General features: G+C 68.5%; 12 protein-coding genes. 8 read left to right on the top strand and 4 right to left on the bottom strand.

What is annotated here, in order from left to right:
- Positions 1–18: 18 nt before the first annotated feature.
- Positions 19–816, bottom strand: coding sequence for an NUDIX hydrolase (locus FHR21_RS15735; RefSeq protein WP_184100054.1), 798 nt, complete (start codon positions 814–816; stop codon positions 19–21).
- Positions 817–917: 101 nt separating this feature from the next.
- Here FHR21_RS15735 and FHR21_RS15730 point away from each other — a divergent pair, with 101 nt between their 5' ends.
- Positions 918–1,550, top strand: a complete 633-nt coding sequence (locus FHR21_RS15730; RefSeq protein WP_184100052.1) for a DUF4126 domain-containing protein — start codon at positions 918–920, stop codon at positions 1,548–1,550.
- On the opposite strand, the gene FHR21_RS15725 is transcribed toward FHR21_RS15730, so the two are convergent.
- On the bottom strand, positions 1,547–2,773 hold the full coding sequence (locus tag FHR21_RS15725) for an NAD(P)/FAD-dependent oxidoreductase (protein WP_184100049.1): 1,227 nt from the start codon (positions 2,771–2,773) through the stop codon (positions 1,547–1,549). The two genes, FHR21_RS15730 and FHR21_RS15725, sit on opposite strands and share 4 nt — an antisense overlap.
- An 83-nt stretch (positions 2,774–2,856) precedes the next feature.
- Positions 2,857–3,588, bottom strand: a complete 732-nt coding sequence (locus tag FHR21_RS15720) for a helix-turn-helix domain-containing protein (protein WP_184100047.1) — start codon at positions 3,586–3,588, stop codon at positions 2,857–2,859.
- Between the two features lie 104 nt (positions 3,589–3,692).
- On the opposite strand from FHR21_RS15720, the gene FHR21_RS15715 reads away from it, so the two are divergent.
- The 7 genes from FHR21_RS15715 (at position 3,693) to FHR21_RS15685 (ending at position 14,027) form a co-directional block, all read left to right on the top strand.
- The gene (locus tag FHR21_RS15715) at positions 3,693–4,610 is read left to right on the top strand and encodes an SDR family NAD(P)-dependent oxidoreductase (protein WP_184100045.1); all 918 of its coding nucleotides are present in this window, start codon (positions 3,693–3,695) and stop codon (positions 4,608–4,610) included.
- Positions 4,611–4,620: 10 nt separating this feature from the next.
- Positions 4,621–5,790, top strand: a complete 1,170-nt coding sequence (locus FHR21_RS15710) for an acyl-CoA dehydrogenase family protein (RefSeq protein WP_184100043.1) — start codon at positions 4,621–4,623, stop codon at positions 5,788–5,790.
- A gap of 128 nt (positions 5,791–5,918) precedes the next feature.
- Positions 5,919–7,115: a CoA transferase gene (locus FHR21_RS15705; protein WP_184100041.1), complete on the top strand. Its 1,197-nt coding sequence runs from the start codon at positions 5,919–5,921 to the stop codon at positions 7,113–7,115.
- A 128-nt stretch (positions 7,116–7,243) separates the two neighbouring features.
- Entirely contained in the window at positions 7,244–8,458 is a 1,215-nt protein-coding gene (locus FHR21_RS15700) for an acetyl-CoA C-acetyltransferase (protein ID WP_184100039.1), read from the top strand.
- 159 nt (positions 8,459–8,617) lie between these two features.
- Positions 8,618–10,213, top strand: a complete 1,596-nt coding sequence (locus tag FHR21_RS15695) for an acyl-CoA dehydrogenase family protein (protein WP_184100201.1) — start codon at positions 8,618–8,620, stop codon at positions 10,211–10,213.
- A gap of 71 nt (positions 10,214–10,284) precedes the next feature.
- On the top strand, positions 10,285–10,980 hold the full coding sequence (locus FHR21_RS15690; protein ID WP_184100037.1) for a Crp/Fnr family transcriptional regulator: 696 nt from the start codon (positions 10,285–10,287) through the stop codon (positions 10,978–10,980).
- Positions 10,977–14,027 carry an ATP-binding protein gene (locus FHR21_RS15685; protein ID WP_184100035.1) on the top strand — a complete coding sequence of 1,017 codons (3,051 nt, stop codon included), beginning with the start codon at positions 10,977–10,979 and terminating at the stop codon, positions 14,025–14,027. The genes FHR21_RS15690 and FHR21_RS15685 overlap by 4 nt, the downstream gene beginning before the upstream one ends.
- On the opposite strand, the gene FHR21_RS15680 is transcribed toward FHR21_RS15685, so the two are convergent.
- The gene (locus FHR21_RS15680; protein WP_184100033.1) at positions 14,014–17,940 is read right to left on the bottom strand and encodes a Dyp-type peroxidase; all 3,927 of its coding nucleotides are present in this window, start codon (positions 17,938–17,940) and stop codon (positions 14,014–14,016) included. The two genes, FHR21_RS15685 and FHR21_RS15680, sit on opposite strands and share 14 nt — an antisense overlap.
- Positions 17,941–18,055 lie beyond the last annotated feature (115 nt).

Genomic DNA, 18,055 nt, shown 5'->3' with positions numbered 1-18,055 from the left:
CGCCATTTTGGCATTGGTTTACCCGCGGCGAACATGCTCGAACGGCTCGGATGTAACCGGATAGCCCAGATGTCCGGGAATGCAGAGATGCGATGCCCCCTCCCGCGTTTCGATCCACGGTGTCACCAGATCGACAGGATAGGCGGCAGCATGCGCCGAAAATGCGGCGAAATCATCGGCCTGCGCCAGACGTTCGAGATTTCGGCGGGTCGGAAAGATGATCGACACCTCGCCGCGATCGGCCATGGCGAGGGTCGCTTGCGCGCTCGCCCAGAAAATATGGCTGTGCTCGGCGGCCTCGACCGTGAGTTCGTGGCGATGCGTCGGCGCCGAAGCCGCATAGAATCGCGTATCGAAGGTGCGGGTTTCCTTGAAGTTCGGGCACCAGCGCGCAAAGGGAAGCAGCGCATCGAGTTCCAGCCGTTCGCCTCGCCCGCTCAGAATCTCCGACAGCAACTGCCCTTCCAGAAGCGCGCGGCGCACCGTTTCGGCGTCGGTTTCGGCCAGCGTCGGCCAGCCGACCGCCAACCCCGTCTCCTCGAGCGTCTCGCGCAGCGCCGCGACGCGCGCCGCGCCATCGATATCGTCCTCCGCAAAGCCGTGCCGCGCCGCGACGACATGATCGTCCGGATCGATCCGGCCGCCGGGAAACACCACCGCGCCCGCCGCGAAGACCATGGCCGCCGAACGCTTGACCATCAATATCTCGTCGGGACCGCCACCCGGCGCGGGCCGCATGATCACCAGCGTCGCGGCGGGAATGGCGCCTTCGGGGGCCGCCGCGGGCGCGGACGACGATGCATTGGGGTCGGTCATGCCCCCGCGATACCCAGCCGGCGGCGGCTTGTCATCCGGCCATTGCGGACGGCGCACGCGCGGGGCAAGATGCGCCGACCGAAAACGGCCGGGAGCAACCCATGGGTATCGTCGAGATTTTGGGGGTTGCGGGCAGCCTGAGCCTGCTCGCGGGGTGGCGGCTCTACCTCACCATTTTGGCGACGGGCGTCGCGATGCGATTCGGCTGGCTGCCGCTGCCCGAGCATCTGCAGGCGCTGCAGATACTGGCGAGCCCCTGGATCCTCGGCGTCGCCGCGCTCGGCACGCTCGCCGAATTCTTCGCCGACAAGGTCGCCTGGGTCGATTCGATCTGGGACGGCATCCACAGCATCGTCCGCCCGCTCGGCGGCGCGCTGCTCGCGCTCGCGCTCGTCGACAGTTCCGACCCGGCCTGGCAGGTCACCGCCTTCCTGCTCGGCGGCGGCGGCGCCTTGCTCAGCCACGGCGCCAAGGCGACGACGCGCGCGGTCGTCAACGTCAGCCCAGAGCCCTACAGCAATGCGGTGGTCTCGACCGGCGAGGATGTCGCGACCGGCGGCCTGCTCGCGCTGGCCATCGCTTTTCCGCCGCTGGCGATCGCGATTGCGATCCTGCTGGCGATCGCCGCGGTGATCGTGATCGTCGCGCTGCGCCGGCTGCTGCGCAATATCAAGGCGACGCTGAAAAAGGCGCTCGGCGACGCGCCTGCCGATCCGGCTCTGCCGCCGACCTAGGCCGGCAACAGCGTTTTCAGCGGCGTCTCGGTGTCGGCGAGCTGTTCCGCTGTCGCGATCAACCCGGCGGTGACGATCATGCGGCCCTGGACATAATCCTTGGTCGCATTGACGCAGTCGAGCGCGATCACTCGTCCCGCCTTCAGATAGACGATGGAGAAGCTGCGGCTGGCGATGTCGCCGCGCACCACGGTCTGATCGTGCCCGGTCGACAGGCCGGCGGTCTGGAGCTTGAGGTCATACTGGTTCGACCAGAACCAGGGGATGGCATGGTAGGGCGCTTCGTCCCCGACGATGCCCTTCGCGACGACATTGGCCTGATCGTTGGCGTTCTGTACCGATTCGAGCCGGATGCACGCGCCCTCGGCAAAGGCATTCTCGTGCGCGGCGCAGTCTCCGATTGCATAGACGTCGGGCAGGCTCGTCTTGCAGTGCCGGTCGACCAGCACGCCGTTGCCGCCCTCGGCGCCCGCTGCGATCAGCGGTTCGACCGCGGGGACGATACCGATGCCCACGATGACCAGATCGGCGGAAATGACCTCGCCGTCCGCCAGCCGCACGCCCGTCACCCGATCCGCGCCCTCGATCGCCGCGACCGAAACGCCGAGCCGCAGGTCGACGCCATGCTCGCGGTGCTCCTTCTCATAGAAGCGCGACAGATCCTCGCCCGCGACGCGCGCGAGCACGCGGTCGAGCGCTTCCAAGAGCACGACCTTCTTGCCCGCCTTGGTCAGCACGGCCGCCGCCTCGAGCCCGATATAGCCGCCGCCGATCACCACGATCTGCTTCGCGGTTTCAGAGGCGGCCTTCATCGCATCGGCGTCGGCACGCGTGCGCACCCCCTGCACGCCGGGCAGGTCGCCGCCGGGGATCGGCAGCATCCGGGGGGTTCCGCCGGTCGCCCAGACGAGCTTGCCGTAACCGATCGTCTCGCCGTCGCCGGTCGTGACGCTGTGCGCGGCCGGATCGACCGAGACGACGCGCTTGCCGAGCAGCATCGTCACCTCGCGCTCGTCCCAATATCTGGCGGGACGAAGCTGGATGCGCTCGAACTCCTTCTCGCCCGCGAAATATTCCTTCGACAAGGGCGGGCGCTCATAGGGCAGTTCGGGCTCGTCGCCGACGATCGCGATGCTGCCCTCGAACTTCTGCGTGCGCAGCATCACCGCAACCTGCGCGCCGCCATGGCCCCCACCCACGATTACCACGTCGAATTGCATCATCCCGTCTCCCGAACGACCGTTCGCCTTGCGGCTGCGCCCTGACATGACTGGTCGGGCGAAACAAGAAACATTGGCTTGGCGTGTTACAGCTTCAACTCGTCCCGAAGCGCAATCATCCCGGCCCCCAGCGCATCGATTTCGGCTTCGCTGCGCGACCCCATGACGATCGAGGCCGACAGGGCGAAGCCGGGAGCGATATCGGCGATGCCGACCGCGACGGTACAGACCCCGCGATGCGTGTCGCCCCGGTCGACCGCGAAGCCCTTTGCGGCCGCATCGCTCACCTGCCGGGCATAGGTGTCGAAAGGCAAATCGGTCAGCCACCGCACAAGCGCGAAGCGACGCGCGAGCTCGGCTTCGCCGGCCCCCTGCGCCGCGGCGATGGCGCGGCCCGCGGCGCCGCCGCCCAGCGGTTGCCGCTGATCGTCCGCGAGACTCAGCCGGGTCGCGGCATCGCTTTCGGCGCGCGCCGTGAGCTGGATACGGTCGCGCGACACGATCTTCCAGAGACCCATTGCGGCCTCGCTTTGCTGCGCAAACCGCGCCATGTGCGGCTGCGCGCGCTCGATGAAGCGCGCTGCGGCATCGGTGCGCAACACCTCCACCGCCTGCCAGGCGGGCGCCAGCCGGTAATATTTGGTGCGCGCGTCGCGCTCGACCGCGCCTTCGCCGACCAGTGTCTTGAGAAGATTGAGACAACTCGACGGGCTGAGCCCCACGGTCCGCCCGATGTCGGACAGTGTCAGCGTCCCCGCTTCGGCAAGCAGGCGCAGAATGGCGAAGGATTGCGAAACGGAACGGACCGGGCCTGTCATGACCTCCTGATATTTTCAACATGATGAAAAAGCAATTCTCAATGTTGAAATAATGCGGCGAGAGTCCTATCGCGCTATCGACGCGAATCGGCAGGGAGATCGGCATGAGCGGCTGTCTGGACGGCAAGGTGGTGGCGATTACCGGCGCGGGGCGCGGGATCGGCCGCGAACTGGCGCTGCACTGCGCGGCGCAGGGGGCCGCCGTCGTGGTCAACGACCCCGGCGTCGCGCAGGCGGGCGACGGCGGCGACGCCGCTCCGGCCGAAACGACCGCGGCCGACATCATCGCTGCGGGCGGCAAGGCCATCGCCAACTTCGGCAACGTCGCCGATCCGAAGGATGCCGCGAGCATCGTCGAGGATGCGGTCGCCAAATTCGGCCGCATCGACGCGGTCGTCAACAATGCCGGCATCCTGCGCGACACCATCTGGCACAAGATGAGCTACGAGGATTGGAAGAGCGTCATCGAGGTCAATCTGACCGGCGTGTTCAATGTCTCCAAGGCCGCGACGCCCTGGTTTCGCGAACAGCAGTCGGGCAGCTTCATCCACTTCACCTCGACCAGCGGGCTGATCGGCAATATCGGCCAGGCCAATTATTCGGCCGCGAAGCTCGGCGTCGTCGCGCTGTCGCAGTCGATCGCGCTCGACATGGCGCGCGTCGGGGTGCGCTCGAACTGCATCGCGCCCTTCGCGTGGAGCCGCATGACCGCCTCGATCCCCGCGACGACGCCCGCCGAACAGGAGCGCGTCAAGCGCATCCAGGAAATGTCGGCGGACAAGATCGCGCCGCTCGTCGCCTATCTCGCGTCGGATCTGTCGAGGGATGTGACCAACCAGATTTTCTCGGTGCGCAAGAACGAGATCGTCCTGTTCTCAAAACCGCGCCCGGTGCGTTCGATGACCAAGCTCGAAGGCTGGACCGCGGAGGCGATCGCCGACGAACTGATCCCGGCCTTCCGCCCGAGCTTCGCGCGCGCCGACGAAGTGTCCGCGCATGTCTTCCCCTACGACCCGATCTGAGGAACAGCCCATGAGCAACCCCGGCATGGACGCCGACGTCTTCGCGCAGTTCATCGAACAGCTTCAGCGCTATGTCCGCGAGCGCCTTCTCCCCGCCGAGAAGGAGATCGTCGAGACCGACCGCATCCCCGACGACATCCTGGCCGAGATGCGCGATATGGGCCTCTTCGGCCTGACCATTCCCGAAGAGTTCGGCGGCGCGGGAATGAACGTCAGCCAATATGTCAAGACGATCCACACGATCAGCTATGCCATGCCGGCCTTCCGTTCGATCATCTCGATCAACATCGGCATGTTCGCCTCGGCGCTCAAGAATGGCGGGACCGAGGCGCAGAAGGCCGAGTGGCTGCCGCGCGTCGCTTCGGGCGAAATCGCCTGCTTCGGCCTGACCGAGCCGGGGTCGGGATCGGACTCGGCGGGGCTGCAGACGACCGCGACCCAGACCGACAACGGCTGGGTGCTGACCGGCACCAAGCGCTACATCACCAATTCGCCCTTCGCGAAGGTCGGCCTCATCATGGCGCGCACCTCGAAGGAGAATCTGCCGAAGAACGCCCATGTCTCGGCGTTCATCGTGCCGATGGACGCGCCCGGCGTGTCGATCGGCAAGTCGGACAAGAAGATGGGCCAGTCGGGCAGCCATATCGCCGATATCGTGATGGACGAGGTGCGCGTCGGCGGCGAGGCCTTGCTCGGCGGCGAACTCGGCAAGGGTTTCGTCTATGCGATGATGAGCCTCGACAACGGCCGCATGTCGGTCGGGGCCGCCGCCACCGCCTACGCCCGCCGCGCGCTCGACAGCGCGGTGCGCTATGCGACCGAGCGCAAGGCCTTCGGCGAGCCGATCGCGAACTTCCAGCTCATCCAGCAGATGCTCGCACAAAGCGAGATCGACATCTATGCCGCCGAATGCATGATGGAGGACGTCACCCGCCGCGCCGACGCGGGCGAGAATGTCCTGCGCAAGGCCGCGGCGTTCAAGGTGTTCGCGTCCGAAATGTGCGGCCGCGTCGTCGATGCCTGCGTTCAGGTCTTTGGCGGCGCCGGCTATCTCGCCGAATATGACGCCGAACGCTTCTTCCGCGATGCCCGCATCTATCGCATCTACGAGGGCACGACGCAGATCCTCCAGCTCCAGATCGCCAAGCATATGCTGCGCGAATTTAACACGGGTGGCTGAGGAAAACGCCTTTAAAGCCCCTCCCCTTCAGGGGAGGGGTCGGGGGTGGGGTCCATCGGTCTTGCGCAAGGCTTCGAGCCCCCACCCCAACCCCTCCCCTGAAGGGGAGGGGCTCAAGAAGGCTGCCCATGTATAACCTCCTCACCAACCTCCCGGTCATCGAAGCGTCATCCTTCGTCGCCTCCCCCACCGCCGGGCTTTATCTCGCACAGTTCGGGGCCGAGGTGATCCGCGTCGACCAGATTGGCGGCGGCCCCGATTTCCGGCGCTGGCCGGTAACGGCTGAGAATAATTCGCTTTATTGGGAAAATCTCAACCGCGCGAAGAAATCGCTCGCCCTCGACCTTACCCGGCCCGAAGGACGCGAATTGCTTCAGGCGCTGGTCCGCGCGACGGGCCAGTTCGTCACCAATTTCCCCGCCGGCGGCTTTTTGGCCCATGACACGCTCGCCGAGGACCGCCCCGACCTCATCACCGTGCGCGTGATGGGCTGGGCCGACGGCACGCCCGCGCTCGACTATACGGTGAACAACAGCGTCGGCTTTCCGATGCTCACCGGCGCGGGGCCAGAGCCGGTCAATCACGTTCTCCCCGCCTGGGATTTGCTGACCGGCGCCTATGCGGCCTTTGCGCTTCTCGCAGCGATCCAGCGACGCGGCGCGACCGGCGAAGGTGGCGAGATCCGCCTGCCCCTCTCCGACATCGCGATCGGCTCGGTCGCCAACATGGGCGGCATCGCCGAAATGCTCTATACCGGCGAGAACCGCCCGCGGCTCGGCAACGCCGTCTATGGCCTGTTCGGCCGCGATTTCACGACCCGCGACGGCCAGCGCACGATGATCGTCGTCGTCACCCCACGCCAATGGGCGAACCTGATCGCCGCGCTGAACCTCGGCGAAGCGGTCGCGGCGGTCGAGGCGGCGCGCGACGTGTCCTTCGCAAAGGACGACGGACTGCGTTTCACCCACCGCGACGCGCTCTATCCGCTGTTCGAGCGCGCCATCGCGAGCCGCGATCACGCCGATCTTGCCACCGCCTTCGACGCGGGCGGGATCGTCCATTCGCCCTATCGCACGATGCTCGACGCCGCGAACGACCCGGCGCTGGTCGCGAACAACCCGATTTTCGGCGCCGCCGACAACCCCAGCGGCTTTGCCTATCCCGCCGCCGGCGCCTTTGCGACAGTGCCCCAGATGGACCGTCAACCGCCCCGCCCCGCTCCGCGCAACGGCCAGCATTCGGAAGAGGTTCTGGCGGAACGCCTTTCGCTGTCCTCGGGCGAGATCGCCCGCCTGATCGACGCGGGCATCGTCGGTGTTGGATAAGATGCCCTCCTCTTCCCGTCACCCCGGACTTGATCCGGGGTCCCGCTTTTCACCGTTGCCGAGCGGGACCCCGGATCAAGTCCGGGGTGACGATTCAGCCCATTACCGATAGTAACCGGAGACCCGAAATGACCCTGCGCCGCGCCGCCATCGTCGCCCCGATCCGCACCCCCGTCGGCAAGTTCGGCGGCAGCCTGTCGTCGATGGGCGCCGGCGAACTCGGCGCCGTCATCCTGAAGGCGCTGATCGAGCGCACGAAGATCGATCCGGCACGCGTCGACGACGTCGTCTTCTCGCAAGGCTATGGCAATGGCGAAGCGCCGAGCATCGGGCACTGGTCGTGGCTCGCCGCGGGTCTGCCGCTCGAGGTGCCGGGCTATCAGCTCGATCGCCGCTGCGGCTCGGGACTGCAGGCGGTCGTCAACGCCGCGATGATGGTCCAGACGGGCATGTCCGATATCGTCGTCGCGGGCGGCGTCGAATCGATGTCGAACGTCGAGCATTACACGACCCAGCTTCGCAAGGGCGTGCGCGCCGGCAATTTGACGCTGCACGACCGGCTGACCCGCGGCCGCGTGATGTCGCAGCCGGTCGAGCGCTTCGGCGTCATCACCGGCATGATCGAAACCGCCGAGAATCTGGCGAAGGACTATGACATCACCCGCGAGCAGGCCGACGCCTATGCCGTGCGCAGCCACCAGCGCGCCGCGGCGGCGTGGGACAAGGGGCTGTTCGACGACGAACTCGTGCCGGTCAGCGTGCCGCAAAAGAAGGGCGATCCGATCGTCTTCGCGCACGACGAAGGCTATCGCGCCGACGCGAGCATGGAAACGCTGGGCAAGCTGCGCCCGCTCGAAGGCGGCGTCGTCACCGCGGGCAATGCGAGCCAGCAGAACGACGCCGCCGCGGCGTGCCTGGTGGTCGCCGAGGACAAGCTGGACGAACTCGGCCTCGAACCCATCGCTTGGTTCCATAGCTGGGCAGCGGCGGGCTGCGACCCGAGCCGCATGGGCATCGGCCCGGTGCCCGCGGTCGAACGGCTGTTCGCGCGCAGCGGGCTCGGCTGGGGCGACATCGACCTCGTCGAACTCAACGAGGCCTTCGCGCCGCAGGTGCTCGCGGTGCTCAAGGGCTGGGGCTGGTCCGACGACGACAGCCGTAACGCGATTCTGAACGTCAACGGCTCAGGCATCTCGCTCGGCCACCCGATCGGCGCGACCGGCGGGCGCATCCTCGCCAACCTGACACGTGAACTGGTTCGCAGGAACGGCCGGTACGGCCTTGAAACCATGTGCATCGGCGGCGGCCAGGGCATTGCCGCGATCTTCGAGCGCGCGGTTTGAGGGAGCTCGGATCGACGGGCGACAGGCGGTTGGTATGAAACAAACATCTTCCCTTTATCGTCACCCCGGACTTGATCCGGGGTCCCGCTCCGCGTCGGTGACAAGCGGGACCCCGGATCAAGTCCGGGGTGACGATGAAAAAGAGGGCAGGCTGTGACGATGTGCGCCGATCTGAACAGCACTCTCACCGCCGCCCAGACCTATCGCGCCGCCGCCCGCACGGCGCTAGCCGAACGTCTGGCGACGCGCGCCATCGACGCCGAGCAGCGCGCAGCGCACGGTTTCGCATGGATCGCAACGACCGTCGCCGCGCTGGAAGCGACGCTCGCGTGGTTTGAGTCCGGCCAGGACTCGAATCCACTCGACGCCAGGATCGCAACCCTCGCCTTCGCCGAAGGCATCGGTCAGCTCGTCGGCGGCCTGCCGATGGGGCAGAACGAGATATTCCGGCCCGCCGACCTCGGCCTCGGCGCCGCGGCGCGAACCCTCGCCGCCGCCTGCGCCGGCCTGCTCGACGCCGACCATGCCGCGACCCGCGCAGAAGTCGCCGCCGCGCTCGCCGAAGGCCGTTGGCCGAGCGAGACGCTGCACGACCCCGACCTCGACGCAATTCGCGAGCAATATCGCCGCTTCACCGACGCCGCGATCCTCCCGCATGCGCACGGCTGGCATCTCGCGAACGACCTGATCCCCGACGCCACGGTTCAGGCGATGGCTGAACTCGGCACCTTTGGCGTTTGCATTCCAGAGGCGTTTGGCGGCCTCGGCCTCGGCAAGCTGGTGATGTGCATCGTCACCGAGGAGCTGTCACGCGGCTGGATCGGCGCGGGCTCGCTCGGCACGCGGTCGGAGATCGCGGGCGAGCTGATCGCGATGGGCGGCACCGATACGCAAAAGGCCGAATGGCTGCCGAAGATCGCCAGCGGCGCAATATTGCCGACCGCGGTGTTCACCGAACCCGATGTCGGCTCCGACCTCGGGTCGCTCCAGACCCGCGCCCGGCGCGAAGGCGATCATTGGGTCATCGACGGCGCAAAGACCTGGATCACCCACGCCAGCCGCTCCGACCTGATGACGCTGCTCGCCCGCACCGTCCCCGACGCCACGGGCTATGCGGGCCTGTCGATGCTGCTCGTCCCCAAGCCGCGCGGCACGGAGGCCAAGCCCTTCCCCGCCGACGGCATGACCGGCAGCGAGATCGAGGTGCTCGGCTATCGCGGAATGCGCGAATATGCGTTGCAGTTCGACGCGATGACCGCACCCGTCGACGCGCTGCTCGGCGGCGAGGAGGGGCAAGGCTTCAAGCAGCTCATGCGCACCTTCGAGGGCGCCCGCATCCAGACCGCCGCGCGCGCCGTGGGTGTCGCGCGCCGCGCGCTCGAACTCGGGCTGGACTATGCGATGAACCGCAGGCAGTTCGGCAAGGCGATCGTCCATTTCCCGCGCGTCGCCGACAAGCTGGCGATGAGCCTCGTCGATTTCGTCACCGCGCGCGAACTGAGCTATGCCGCAGCCCGCGCCAAGGACAGCGGCAAGCGCTGCGATATCGAGGCAGGCATGGCCAAGCTGCTCGCCGCGCGCGCCGCCTGGTCGAATGCCGACGCCGCGCTGCAGATCCACGGCGGCAACGGCTATGCGCTCGAATATGAAATCAGCCGCATCCTGTGCGACGCGCGCATCCTCAACATCTTCGAGGGTGCGGCGGAGATTCAGGCACAGGTGATCGCGCGCGGGCTGACGAGCGGGCGCAACTGACGCCCGATGACATCCGCCTTGTGCCTATCCGCACAATTGGGCATGGTTCGGGGCGGCAAAGGGGTCGCGGGATGGGTGCGGAGCCGGATGTGCTGGTCGGGGGGATCGACCGCGAAGAAATATTGCCGGAGACGCTTGCCGCCGCCTTCCTTGCGCGCGCCGCGACCGTTCGCGCACGCAAGGGCCAGTTGCTGATCGCCGAAGGAAGCACGGCCGACGACGTCTATCTGATCGTCGGCGGCCGGCTTCAGATTTCCATGTTCGCGGCGAACGGGCGCGAGACGATCTTGCGCGACATGGGGCCGGGGCGGCTGGTCGGCGAAATGTCGGCGATCAGCGCCATGCCGCGCTCGGCCAGCGTCACCGCGGTCGAGGACAGCAGCCTCGGCATGCTCTCCGGCGCCGGATTCCGGGCGTTCATGCAGGAAGAGCCCGGCGCGGGCTATTGGATGGCGGTGCAGCTTGCCGCGCGGGTGCGCAACCTCACCGAAAAGGCGCGCGACCTCGCGACGCTGCCGGTCAGCGCGCGGCTGCAGAGCGAGCTTCTGCGCCTCGCGCTCGAACGGCCTGTCGACGGCGATCGCTGCGTGATCGCACCGCTGCCCACCCATATGGAACTCGCGGCGCGGATCGGCACGCACCGCGAAGCGGTGACGCGCGAACTGCGACTGCTCCATCAGGAAGGGATCGTCGGGCAACAGGGCCGCACGCTCGAAATCCGCTCGCTCGAACGGCTGCGCGCGGCGCTGCGCCGGCACGCGCAATGATGCGCGGCGCTGCGACACCATCGCCGGTCGCGCCGCGGCCGGCGCGCCACTATCTGACCCTGCTCTTTTCCGACCTCAGCGATTCGACCGGGCTCGCGGCGGCGATGGAGCCCGAAATCTTCAGCGCGCTGCTCGAACGACTGCGCGAGCGGACGGCGGAGATCGTCGCACGCCACGGCGGCGAGATCATCCGCATCGACGGCGACGGCGTCATCTGCATCTTCGGTTTTCCGCTTCCGATCGAGGATGGCGGGCGCCGCGCTGTCGAGACCGCGCTCGATCTGCACCGCGCCGCCGCCGAGCTCGACGCGACGGTCGCCGGGACCGGCTGCCGCGTCCGCCTGCACAGCGGCATCCATTCGGGCGTGGTACTGGTCAGCGCGGGCGACCTGGTGCGCGGTCGCTACGAGATATTGGGCGACGCGACCAACATCGCCGCGCACCTGTGCGACCTCGCCGCGCCCGACGAGATCGTCGCGAGCGAGACGGCGCTGGGGCTCGACCTCGGCTTCTTCGACGCCTCGCCGCGCCGGCTCGTCACCCCGCGCGGCGCGCGGCGGCCGTTCGGCGTCCACAGCATCACCGGGCGCGCCGCCGCGCCGAGCCGGCGCGAAGCCTGGTCGCGGCGCGCCATCGCCCCGCTCGCCGGGCGTGAGGAGGAACTCGCCCGGCTGCTCGACGCGCATGACGCGCTGGAACCCGGCACGCCAAGGCTCTGCGCACTGCTCGCGCCGTCGGGCATGGGCAAGACACGACTGGTCGACGAGCTGACTGCGCGGCTCATGCAGCACGGGACGCCGGTGCATCGCGGCTATTGCGAAACCTATCTGGGGGGAAGCGCGCTCCAGCCCTTCCACCAGATCGTCCGCTCGATCCTGCTGCACGATCACCATGTCGACCCGGCCGCCGGCGGCGCGACCCTCGCCGATGCCCTCGAACGGCTGGTGCCGGGGCATGGAGCGACGCTGACACGCTGGTTCGGTGCGGCCGGACCGGATGCGCCGCCAGTTCCCTTCGCCGACCTCGCCGCGGCGATCGTCGCGCTGGTCGACCGCGATGAGGGCCCGATCGGGCTGTGCATCGACGATTGGCAATGGACCGACGACGCCAGCGCGGGCCTGCTCGAGGGTCTGTTGCGCGACGTGCGTCGGCCGCTTTTCCTGACACTGGCCGCGCGCGACGACCGGCGGCTCGACACGCTATCGGGTGCCCAGATCATCCGCCTGCCACCGCTGGACGAGGATGAGGTGCGGCACGCGATCGGCTCGATCTTCGCGGCCCGCGACGCCCCCGCGCCACCGCCCTTCCTCGTCGACCGGATCGTCGCGCGCGCCGGCGGCTGCCCACTGTTCGTCGAGGAGCTGTGCCATTCGGCAAGCGTTCCCGGCGCCGCACGGGGAGAGGCCGACGGTCCGTCCTGGCTCGAAGCGCTGATCCAGGCGCGCTTCGCCGCCCTGCCCCCCGCGCTCGCCGAACGGGTCGTCGTCGCGTCGGTGATCGGGCCCGTCGTGCCGATACGATTGTTCGAGGCCGTCAGCGATGCGCCGCTCGATGAGGCGGTGCTGCGGGCGCTGAGCGAGGCCGACTTCATCTACCCCGGCGACGATGCCGCGACATGGCGCTTCAAGCACAGCCTGACCCGCGACGCCGTCTATCGCATCGTCGGGCTCGAACGCCGCCGCGCGCTTCACGCCCGGATCGCCGAATGGCTGGCGGCTGGCGGCACGACCAACGAGGGCTTCGGCGACCTCGAACTGCTCGCCTATCACTGCGCCGCCAGCGGCGACGTGCAGGGCGGGCTCGGCTATGCGATGGCGGCGGGGCAGCGCGCGATGGCGGCTTCCGCGCTCGACCGCGCGCAGACTCAATATCTGCGCGCCTTCACCGCCTACAAGGCGCTCGCGACCTCGGCCCAGTCGCCGGTGCCGCTCGCCGAGCTTATCTCCAGCTATGGCCGGGCCTGCGTCGTCGATCCCTCGCGCGACCAGATTCCCCCGCTGCAGGAAATGGTCGCGATGGCGCGCGAGGACCGCGACGACGCCGCGGTCGCCCTGGCGCTCTACTGGCTCGGCTCGATCCATTACGGGCTCGGCGAGGCGCGGGCCTCGATCGCGCTGCTCGACCAGGCGCTGCCGATCGCGCGGCGCCTGCGCCGGCAGGGGCTGGCGACGCAGATCGTCGCCGCCCTCGGCCAGGGCTGGTTCGACGCCGGCCGCTGCGACCGCGCTGAGGCGCTGCTGAACGAAGCGATCGCCGCGATGCAGGGCCAGCGCGGGCCGCACAGCGTCGCCGCCTATGTTTACGCCGTCGCCGACCGCGCGCAGATTTACGCCGAGCGCGGCGAGTTCGCGCGCGCCGAGCGGGATTTCGCCCATGTCGTCGACGTGATCGGCGGCGAGCGCCCCGCGGTGATGTGCTCGCTGCTGACCAAGCGGTCAGGCGCGTGCATCTGGCTCGGCGACTATGCCGGCGCAATCGACTTCGCGCGCGCGGCGGAAGAACTGGGGCTGAAAAATCATTCGCGGATCAATGTGATGATCGCGCAGGCGCTCGCCGGCTATGCCGAATTTTGCCAAAGCGGCAGCCGCGAAGCGGCCGAGCGCCTCGTCGACGCGGCCCGCTGGCTCGAGGCGGCGTCGCACGGCCATCGCATCTCGCTCTTCTTCGGCTGGGCGGCGGAAGCGATGGCGGCGCTGGGCGACGTCGCGCGGGCGCGGGCGCTGGCGGCGCGCGCCTTTGCACGGGCGCGCGTCGGCGACGGCTTCGGCGAGGGATCGGCCGCACGTGCGCTCGCCCGCCTCGCGCCGAGTACGCCGGGGCGACCGGGCGCCGCCCATTATCTCGCCATCGCCCATCGCTCGGCGGAGCGGCGTCAGTCACCCCGCGCGCGCGCCGCAACCCTGCTGTGCGAAGCCGGGATCGCGGCGGCACGTGGTGAAACGGAGCGGGCGGCCGCCCACGCGGAAGACGCCCTCGCGCTGTTCCGCGCGATGGACATGGAATCCCACGCGGCGCGCGCGGAGGCGCTGCTCGCTACCAGTCGCTGACCCGCACGATCAGACCCGCCGGCTGCGCCTGGATGCGCCCGGCGTCGAGCAGCGCCGCGACGACGCCCAGCATCGCCCCCATCGCCAGCTTGCGCCCCGGACAGGCGTGGTCGGGTGCGCCTTCGCGGCCGCGCTCGCCGCCGAAAACCACCGCCGTCCCGTCGGCCAGGCTGCCGGGACAGCCGGCGCCTTCCATGATCGCGCTCTGCGTCGCGCTGGCGAGCGGCAGATAGACGGTCGCACCCCGCTCGACCGCGATATCGCCCTCGTCCCCCGCGCGCGGCAGGGTCACCGGCCCGCCGTCCGCAGCGCCCTTGCAGGTGCGGAACAGCAGCTCGGGCGACGGGCGCTTGCACATCGACGCCGACAGCGGTTGCAGCAGCGCCGCCTTCGCGGCGGCATAGTCGGCGGGCCGGTCCCCCGCCGCGCGGCGCAGCGCCGCCTGGTGGCGCCACAGCGTCCGCTCGTGAAGCCAGTCATAGACGATGCCCTGAAGGTTGCCGAGCGTCGGCGGCGTCGCGCCTAGCATGATGCCGATGACGTTGCGCGCCGCCAGTTCCTTGGTCATGCCAGGCAATGCGAACAGCGCCCGACTGATAAGCCCGGGGACCTTGTCGATACCGATCTCGTCGAAATAGGCGGTGGCGAAGCGCCGCCCGGCCTCGCGGATCGCCTGCCCATGATCGCGGGCGAGTGCCGCCGACACGTCGTTCGACTGCGGATAGAAGGCGTGGCGCGAAGGCGACAGGCAGTCGCCGGGGCAGAGCGGCATCCGCTCAGTCGCCGGCACCCAGTCCCAGTCGCCCGGCGCCATGAAGCGCGCGGGCCGGCCGTCCTTGCCGTCTTCGACGAAGCCGCCGTCGGGAATGCCGAACCATTTGGCGTTGAGCCGCGCGAGCGCGGGCGACAGATATTCGCGGCGCAATTCCATCTTGAACTCGGGCTTGCCGGGCGCCTGCATGATCGCATGGCGCTGCTCGGCGTCGCAGATCAGCCAGTCGAGCACCGCACGCCCGGCCTCATAGCCATGGGCATAGCCGTCTTCATGACCATAAGCGTCGATGATCGCGTTGGTCCCGGCGGACTCGCCCCGATAGTCCGACTGGAGCCGGGGATCGTCGTAGCAATCGTCGGGCTGCTCGGCGACATAGATCGGCCCGCTCGTGTCCCACAGCCGGTCGAGCTGTGTCTCGACCGTGAAATGCTTATAATCCTTGAGCACGGTCAGGATCGTCTCGCGCGAGGCGGCGACGACAGCGGGCGTCCGCCCCGCCTCGTCGCCGATCCCGCCCGGCACCGCCGCCACCCCGCCGCACTCGCGACGGATCGCGGCATAGACATCGGGGGTCAGGCTGTGCTCGCCGGGGTCCTTGCTGTCGAAATCCTCAAGCACGCGCTTCCATTCCGCCGCCGCCAGCGCCGGGGGCAGGCCAGCCACGCGGTCGAGGAAGGCCCGACCGCCCTTCTCCCGCGGTGCGTCGATCTCGACATAGGTCCGGCCGGGCTTCGCGATCTCGGTCAGCGCGCTGCGCGAGGGCGTGAACAGATAGAGCCCCCATTCGAGCCGGACGAAGGGCCGCGCGATTTCGGTGCGGATCACCTGCCCGTCCAGTTCGAAACGATAGACGCGCCGGCCGTCCGGCCGCGGCGCGGTGCCGACGAGCGGGTCGTTGTTGCCCGAGGCGACGCCGCTGATGTTGCCGCCGTTCACCCAGCGCTGGATCGTCTCATATTGCTCGGCGATGCTGGCATTATAGGCCATGAACATCAGCCCGCGCGGCGCGGCCGCGCTCGCCGGATCGGCGGGGTCGAGGCGCGGGCCATAGGTCATGCCGCGGCGCAGCAGCCGCGGCGACGGCCGGCCATGCTCGACCCGCCGCGGGTTGGTGCGCCGGACGTGCGATGCGAAGGGGCAGCGCTGCCCTTCGTCGTCCTGCGCAAAATCGAAATCATTATAATCGCTCGCCGTGGGATCGATCAGCGACGGCCCGTCGGGATGGCGGCCGAGCAGCTTCGCCGCCAGCGCCTTCGCGTCGCCACCGGCATGGTGACGATTGGCGCGCAGGAAATCTTCGAACGCCGTGACGTCCTCGCTCATTTTGCGGATGACGAGATAGCTTCCGTCCCGCTGCAGGTCCCGCGCCTTGCGACGATCCTCGCGCCCCGCTTCGAGCCTGGCGTTCGGCGAGGTCGCGAGCGGGTCTTCGATCTCCGGCGGCGCGAAATCGCCGCGATCGGTGGCATAGCCGCACAGCAATTCGCCGATCCGCACCTCGTCGCGCCGCGAGCGCCGGCGCTGCGCGAAATCCGATCCGGCCTCCACTCGCGGCACCGGCTGGCTGAAATTGTCGCGCAGGTCGAAATGATCGCGGAAATAGCCCTCGGCGTCATAGTGATTGGCGAGCGGTTCCCACGCGATCAGCGCCACGTCATGCTCGGCGGCCAGCGCCGCGAGCCGCGCGACCTCGGCGGCAATGCGGGCGCCGCCATCGTCCGCGGCAGCGGCATGGCGCAGCACCAGCGCGATATCGACTTCCTCCATTTCCACCGGGGGCCGCGGCAGGCCATCGGCGGGCGCCGGCGGCCAGTTGCGTTCGGGCAGGCGCCAGTTGCGCGGATGATTGTCCCACACATCGCCGAGCTGCGGCGCGCGAACATGCAGCCCCTCGCGAAATTCCTTCGGAAAGGCGTCGACCGTTGTCCGCGCGATCGCCAGTCGCTCCAGCCCAGACCGGGTGAAGCCCAGCGAGCGAAAGACGCCGTCGCACGGCGTATCCGCCTCATCCTCGAAACTCAGTGCTTTATCGGCCAGCAGCCGCCCGACGAAAGCGGCACCGCTCGCCGCGTCGCCGACCGTCATCAGCAGTAGCGCGCCGCGTCGCAGCTTCGTCCCGGCGCCGGCGAAGGGAGAGAGTATGCCCCGCTGCACCTCGGCGCGGTCGAGCACCGGATCGGGCACCGGCTGGACGGCGGGCGGAAAGGCGCCGTCGCCGTCCGCATACCATTGGATCAGGATGCGGAAGCGTTCGAGCGCCAGCTTCTGCATCGCATAGGGCCGCCGCGGGTCGTCCGGCGGCAAGTCGGACGGATGGGGTAGGTCGAACAGCGCGAGCAGCGGCCGATAATCCCAGCCTTCGAGGATGCGGTGCACCGCGCGCTGGAGCAGATGCCCCTCGCCCGGCCACCCGCCGCGATAGCGTGCGTCGAGCGGCGGATAATAGTCGGCCAGCCGGTGAAAGACCCCCAGCGCCTCCAGCGCCAGCCGGTTCGCCTCGGCTGGGTTGGCGGCGCGCACCGCCGCCGCTTCGTCGCCGGGATTGACCACCGCCATGCGCAGCGTCGCGAGGTCGCCCGCACTCGCCTCCTGCTCGCGGTGCAGCTTTTCCAGGTTGCGCAGGTAGATCTGGTCCTGCACCGTCACACCGGTGGTGGTGAAGAAGACCGCGCTGTCGACCTGCGCGCTGCGCACCCATTCGATATAGTCAGCGAAGCTGTTGTCCTCGGCAAAGACATAGCCGTCGCAATTGGAAAAGAGCAGGTCGAGCAGCGAACCGAGCGGCCGCCAGATCAGCCGCATATAAGGTTCCCATACCCCGTCGAAGGTCGCGATCAGATAGAAATAGCGCCGCGCGGTCAGGCCGAGGCGCGGGTCGAGCTGAAGCGACCCGTTGTCGATGATCCCCGCCTTGAAATCGAGCAGCGACAGGATGCGCTCGGAGGCATCGGCGAAGGGCGTGACCTTCTCATATTCGCGCGCGGTCGCGCGCACGTCGTTCAGCGCCTCGCAGATGACGCGCAGCCGCGTCGCATAGGTCACCGGCTCATAAGCGGGAATGAAACCGTCCCGGATCGGCGCCATGATGACCAGGTCGTTGATGCCGTCCAATATCTTGCTTGCGACTTCGCGCGCCATTCGCCCCACCCCTTTGCTGGCCTTCGCATCGTCGAAACTGGCACGATGGGCGCGCGTCGACAATGACGCGCGCCCATCCCTGTGCGAAAAATCACGTGGCGCGGCGCCGATCCTT

It is taken from the genome of Sphingopyxis panaciterrulae (assembly GCF_014199295.1).
Lineage (GTDB): Bacteria > Pseudomonadota > Alphaproteobacteria > Sphingomonadales > Sphingomonadaceae > Sphingopyxis > Sphingopyxis panaciterrulae.
This window is presented reverse-complemented; position numbering and strand designations above follow the sequence as displayed.

Excerpts from the sequence above, each read along its gene's own strand:
- FHR21_RS15735 (WP_184100054.1), bottom strand. The coding sequence starts at position 816 with ATGACCGACCCCAATGCATCGTCGTCCGCGCCCGCGGCGGCCCCCGAA.
- FHR21_RS15730 (WP_184100052.1), top strand. The coding sequence starts at position 918 with ATGGGTATCGTCGAGATTTTGGGGGTTGCGGGCAGCCTGAGCCTGCTC.
- FHR21_RS15725 (WP_184100049.1), bottom strand. The coding sequence starts at position 2,773 with ATGATGCAATTCGACGTGGTAATCGTGGGTGGGGGCCATGGCGGCGCG.
- FHR21_RS15720 (WP_184100047.1), bottom strand. The coding sequence starts at position 3,588 with ATGACAGGCCCGGTCCGTTCCGTTTCGCAATCCTTCGCCATTCTGCGC.
- FHR21_RS15715 (WP_184100045.1), top strand. The coding sequence starts at position 3,693 with ATGAGCGGCTGTCTGGACGGCAAGGTGGTGGCGATTACCGGCGCGGGG.
- FHR21_RS15710 (WP_184100043.1), top strand. The coding sequence starts at position 4,621 with ATGAGCAACCCCGGCATGGACGCCGACGTCTTCGCGCAGTTCATCGAA.
- FHR21_RS15705 (WP_184100041.1), top strand. The coding sequence starts at position 5,919 with ATGTATAACCTCCTCACCAACCTCCCGGTCATCGAAGCGTCATCCTTC.
- FHR21_RS15700 (WP_184100039.1), top strand. The coding sequence starts at position 7,244 with ATGACCCTGCGCCGCGCCGCCATCGTCGCCCCGATCCGCACCCCCGTC.
- FHR21_RS15695 (WP_184100201.1), top strand. The coding sequence starts at position 8,618 with ATGTGCGCCGATCTGAACAGCACTCTCACCGCCGCCCAGACCTATCGC.
- FHR21_RS15690 (WP_184100037.1), top strand. The coding sequence starts at position 10,285 with ATGGGTGCGGAGCCGGATGTGCTGGTCGGGGGGATCGACCGCGAAGAA.
- FHR21_RS15685 (WP_184100035.1), top strand. The coding sequence starts at position 10,977 with ATGATGCGCGGCGCTGCGACACCATCGCCGGTCGCGCCGCGGCCGGCG.
- FHR21_RS15680 (WP_184100033.1), bottom strand. The coding sequence starts at position 17,940 with ATGGCGCGCGAAGTCGCAAGCAAGATATTGGACGGCATCAACGACCTG.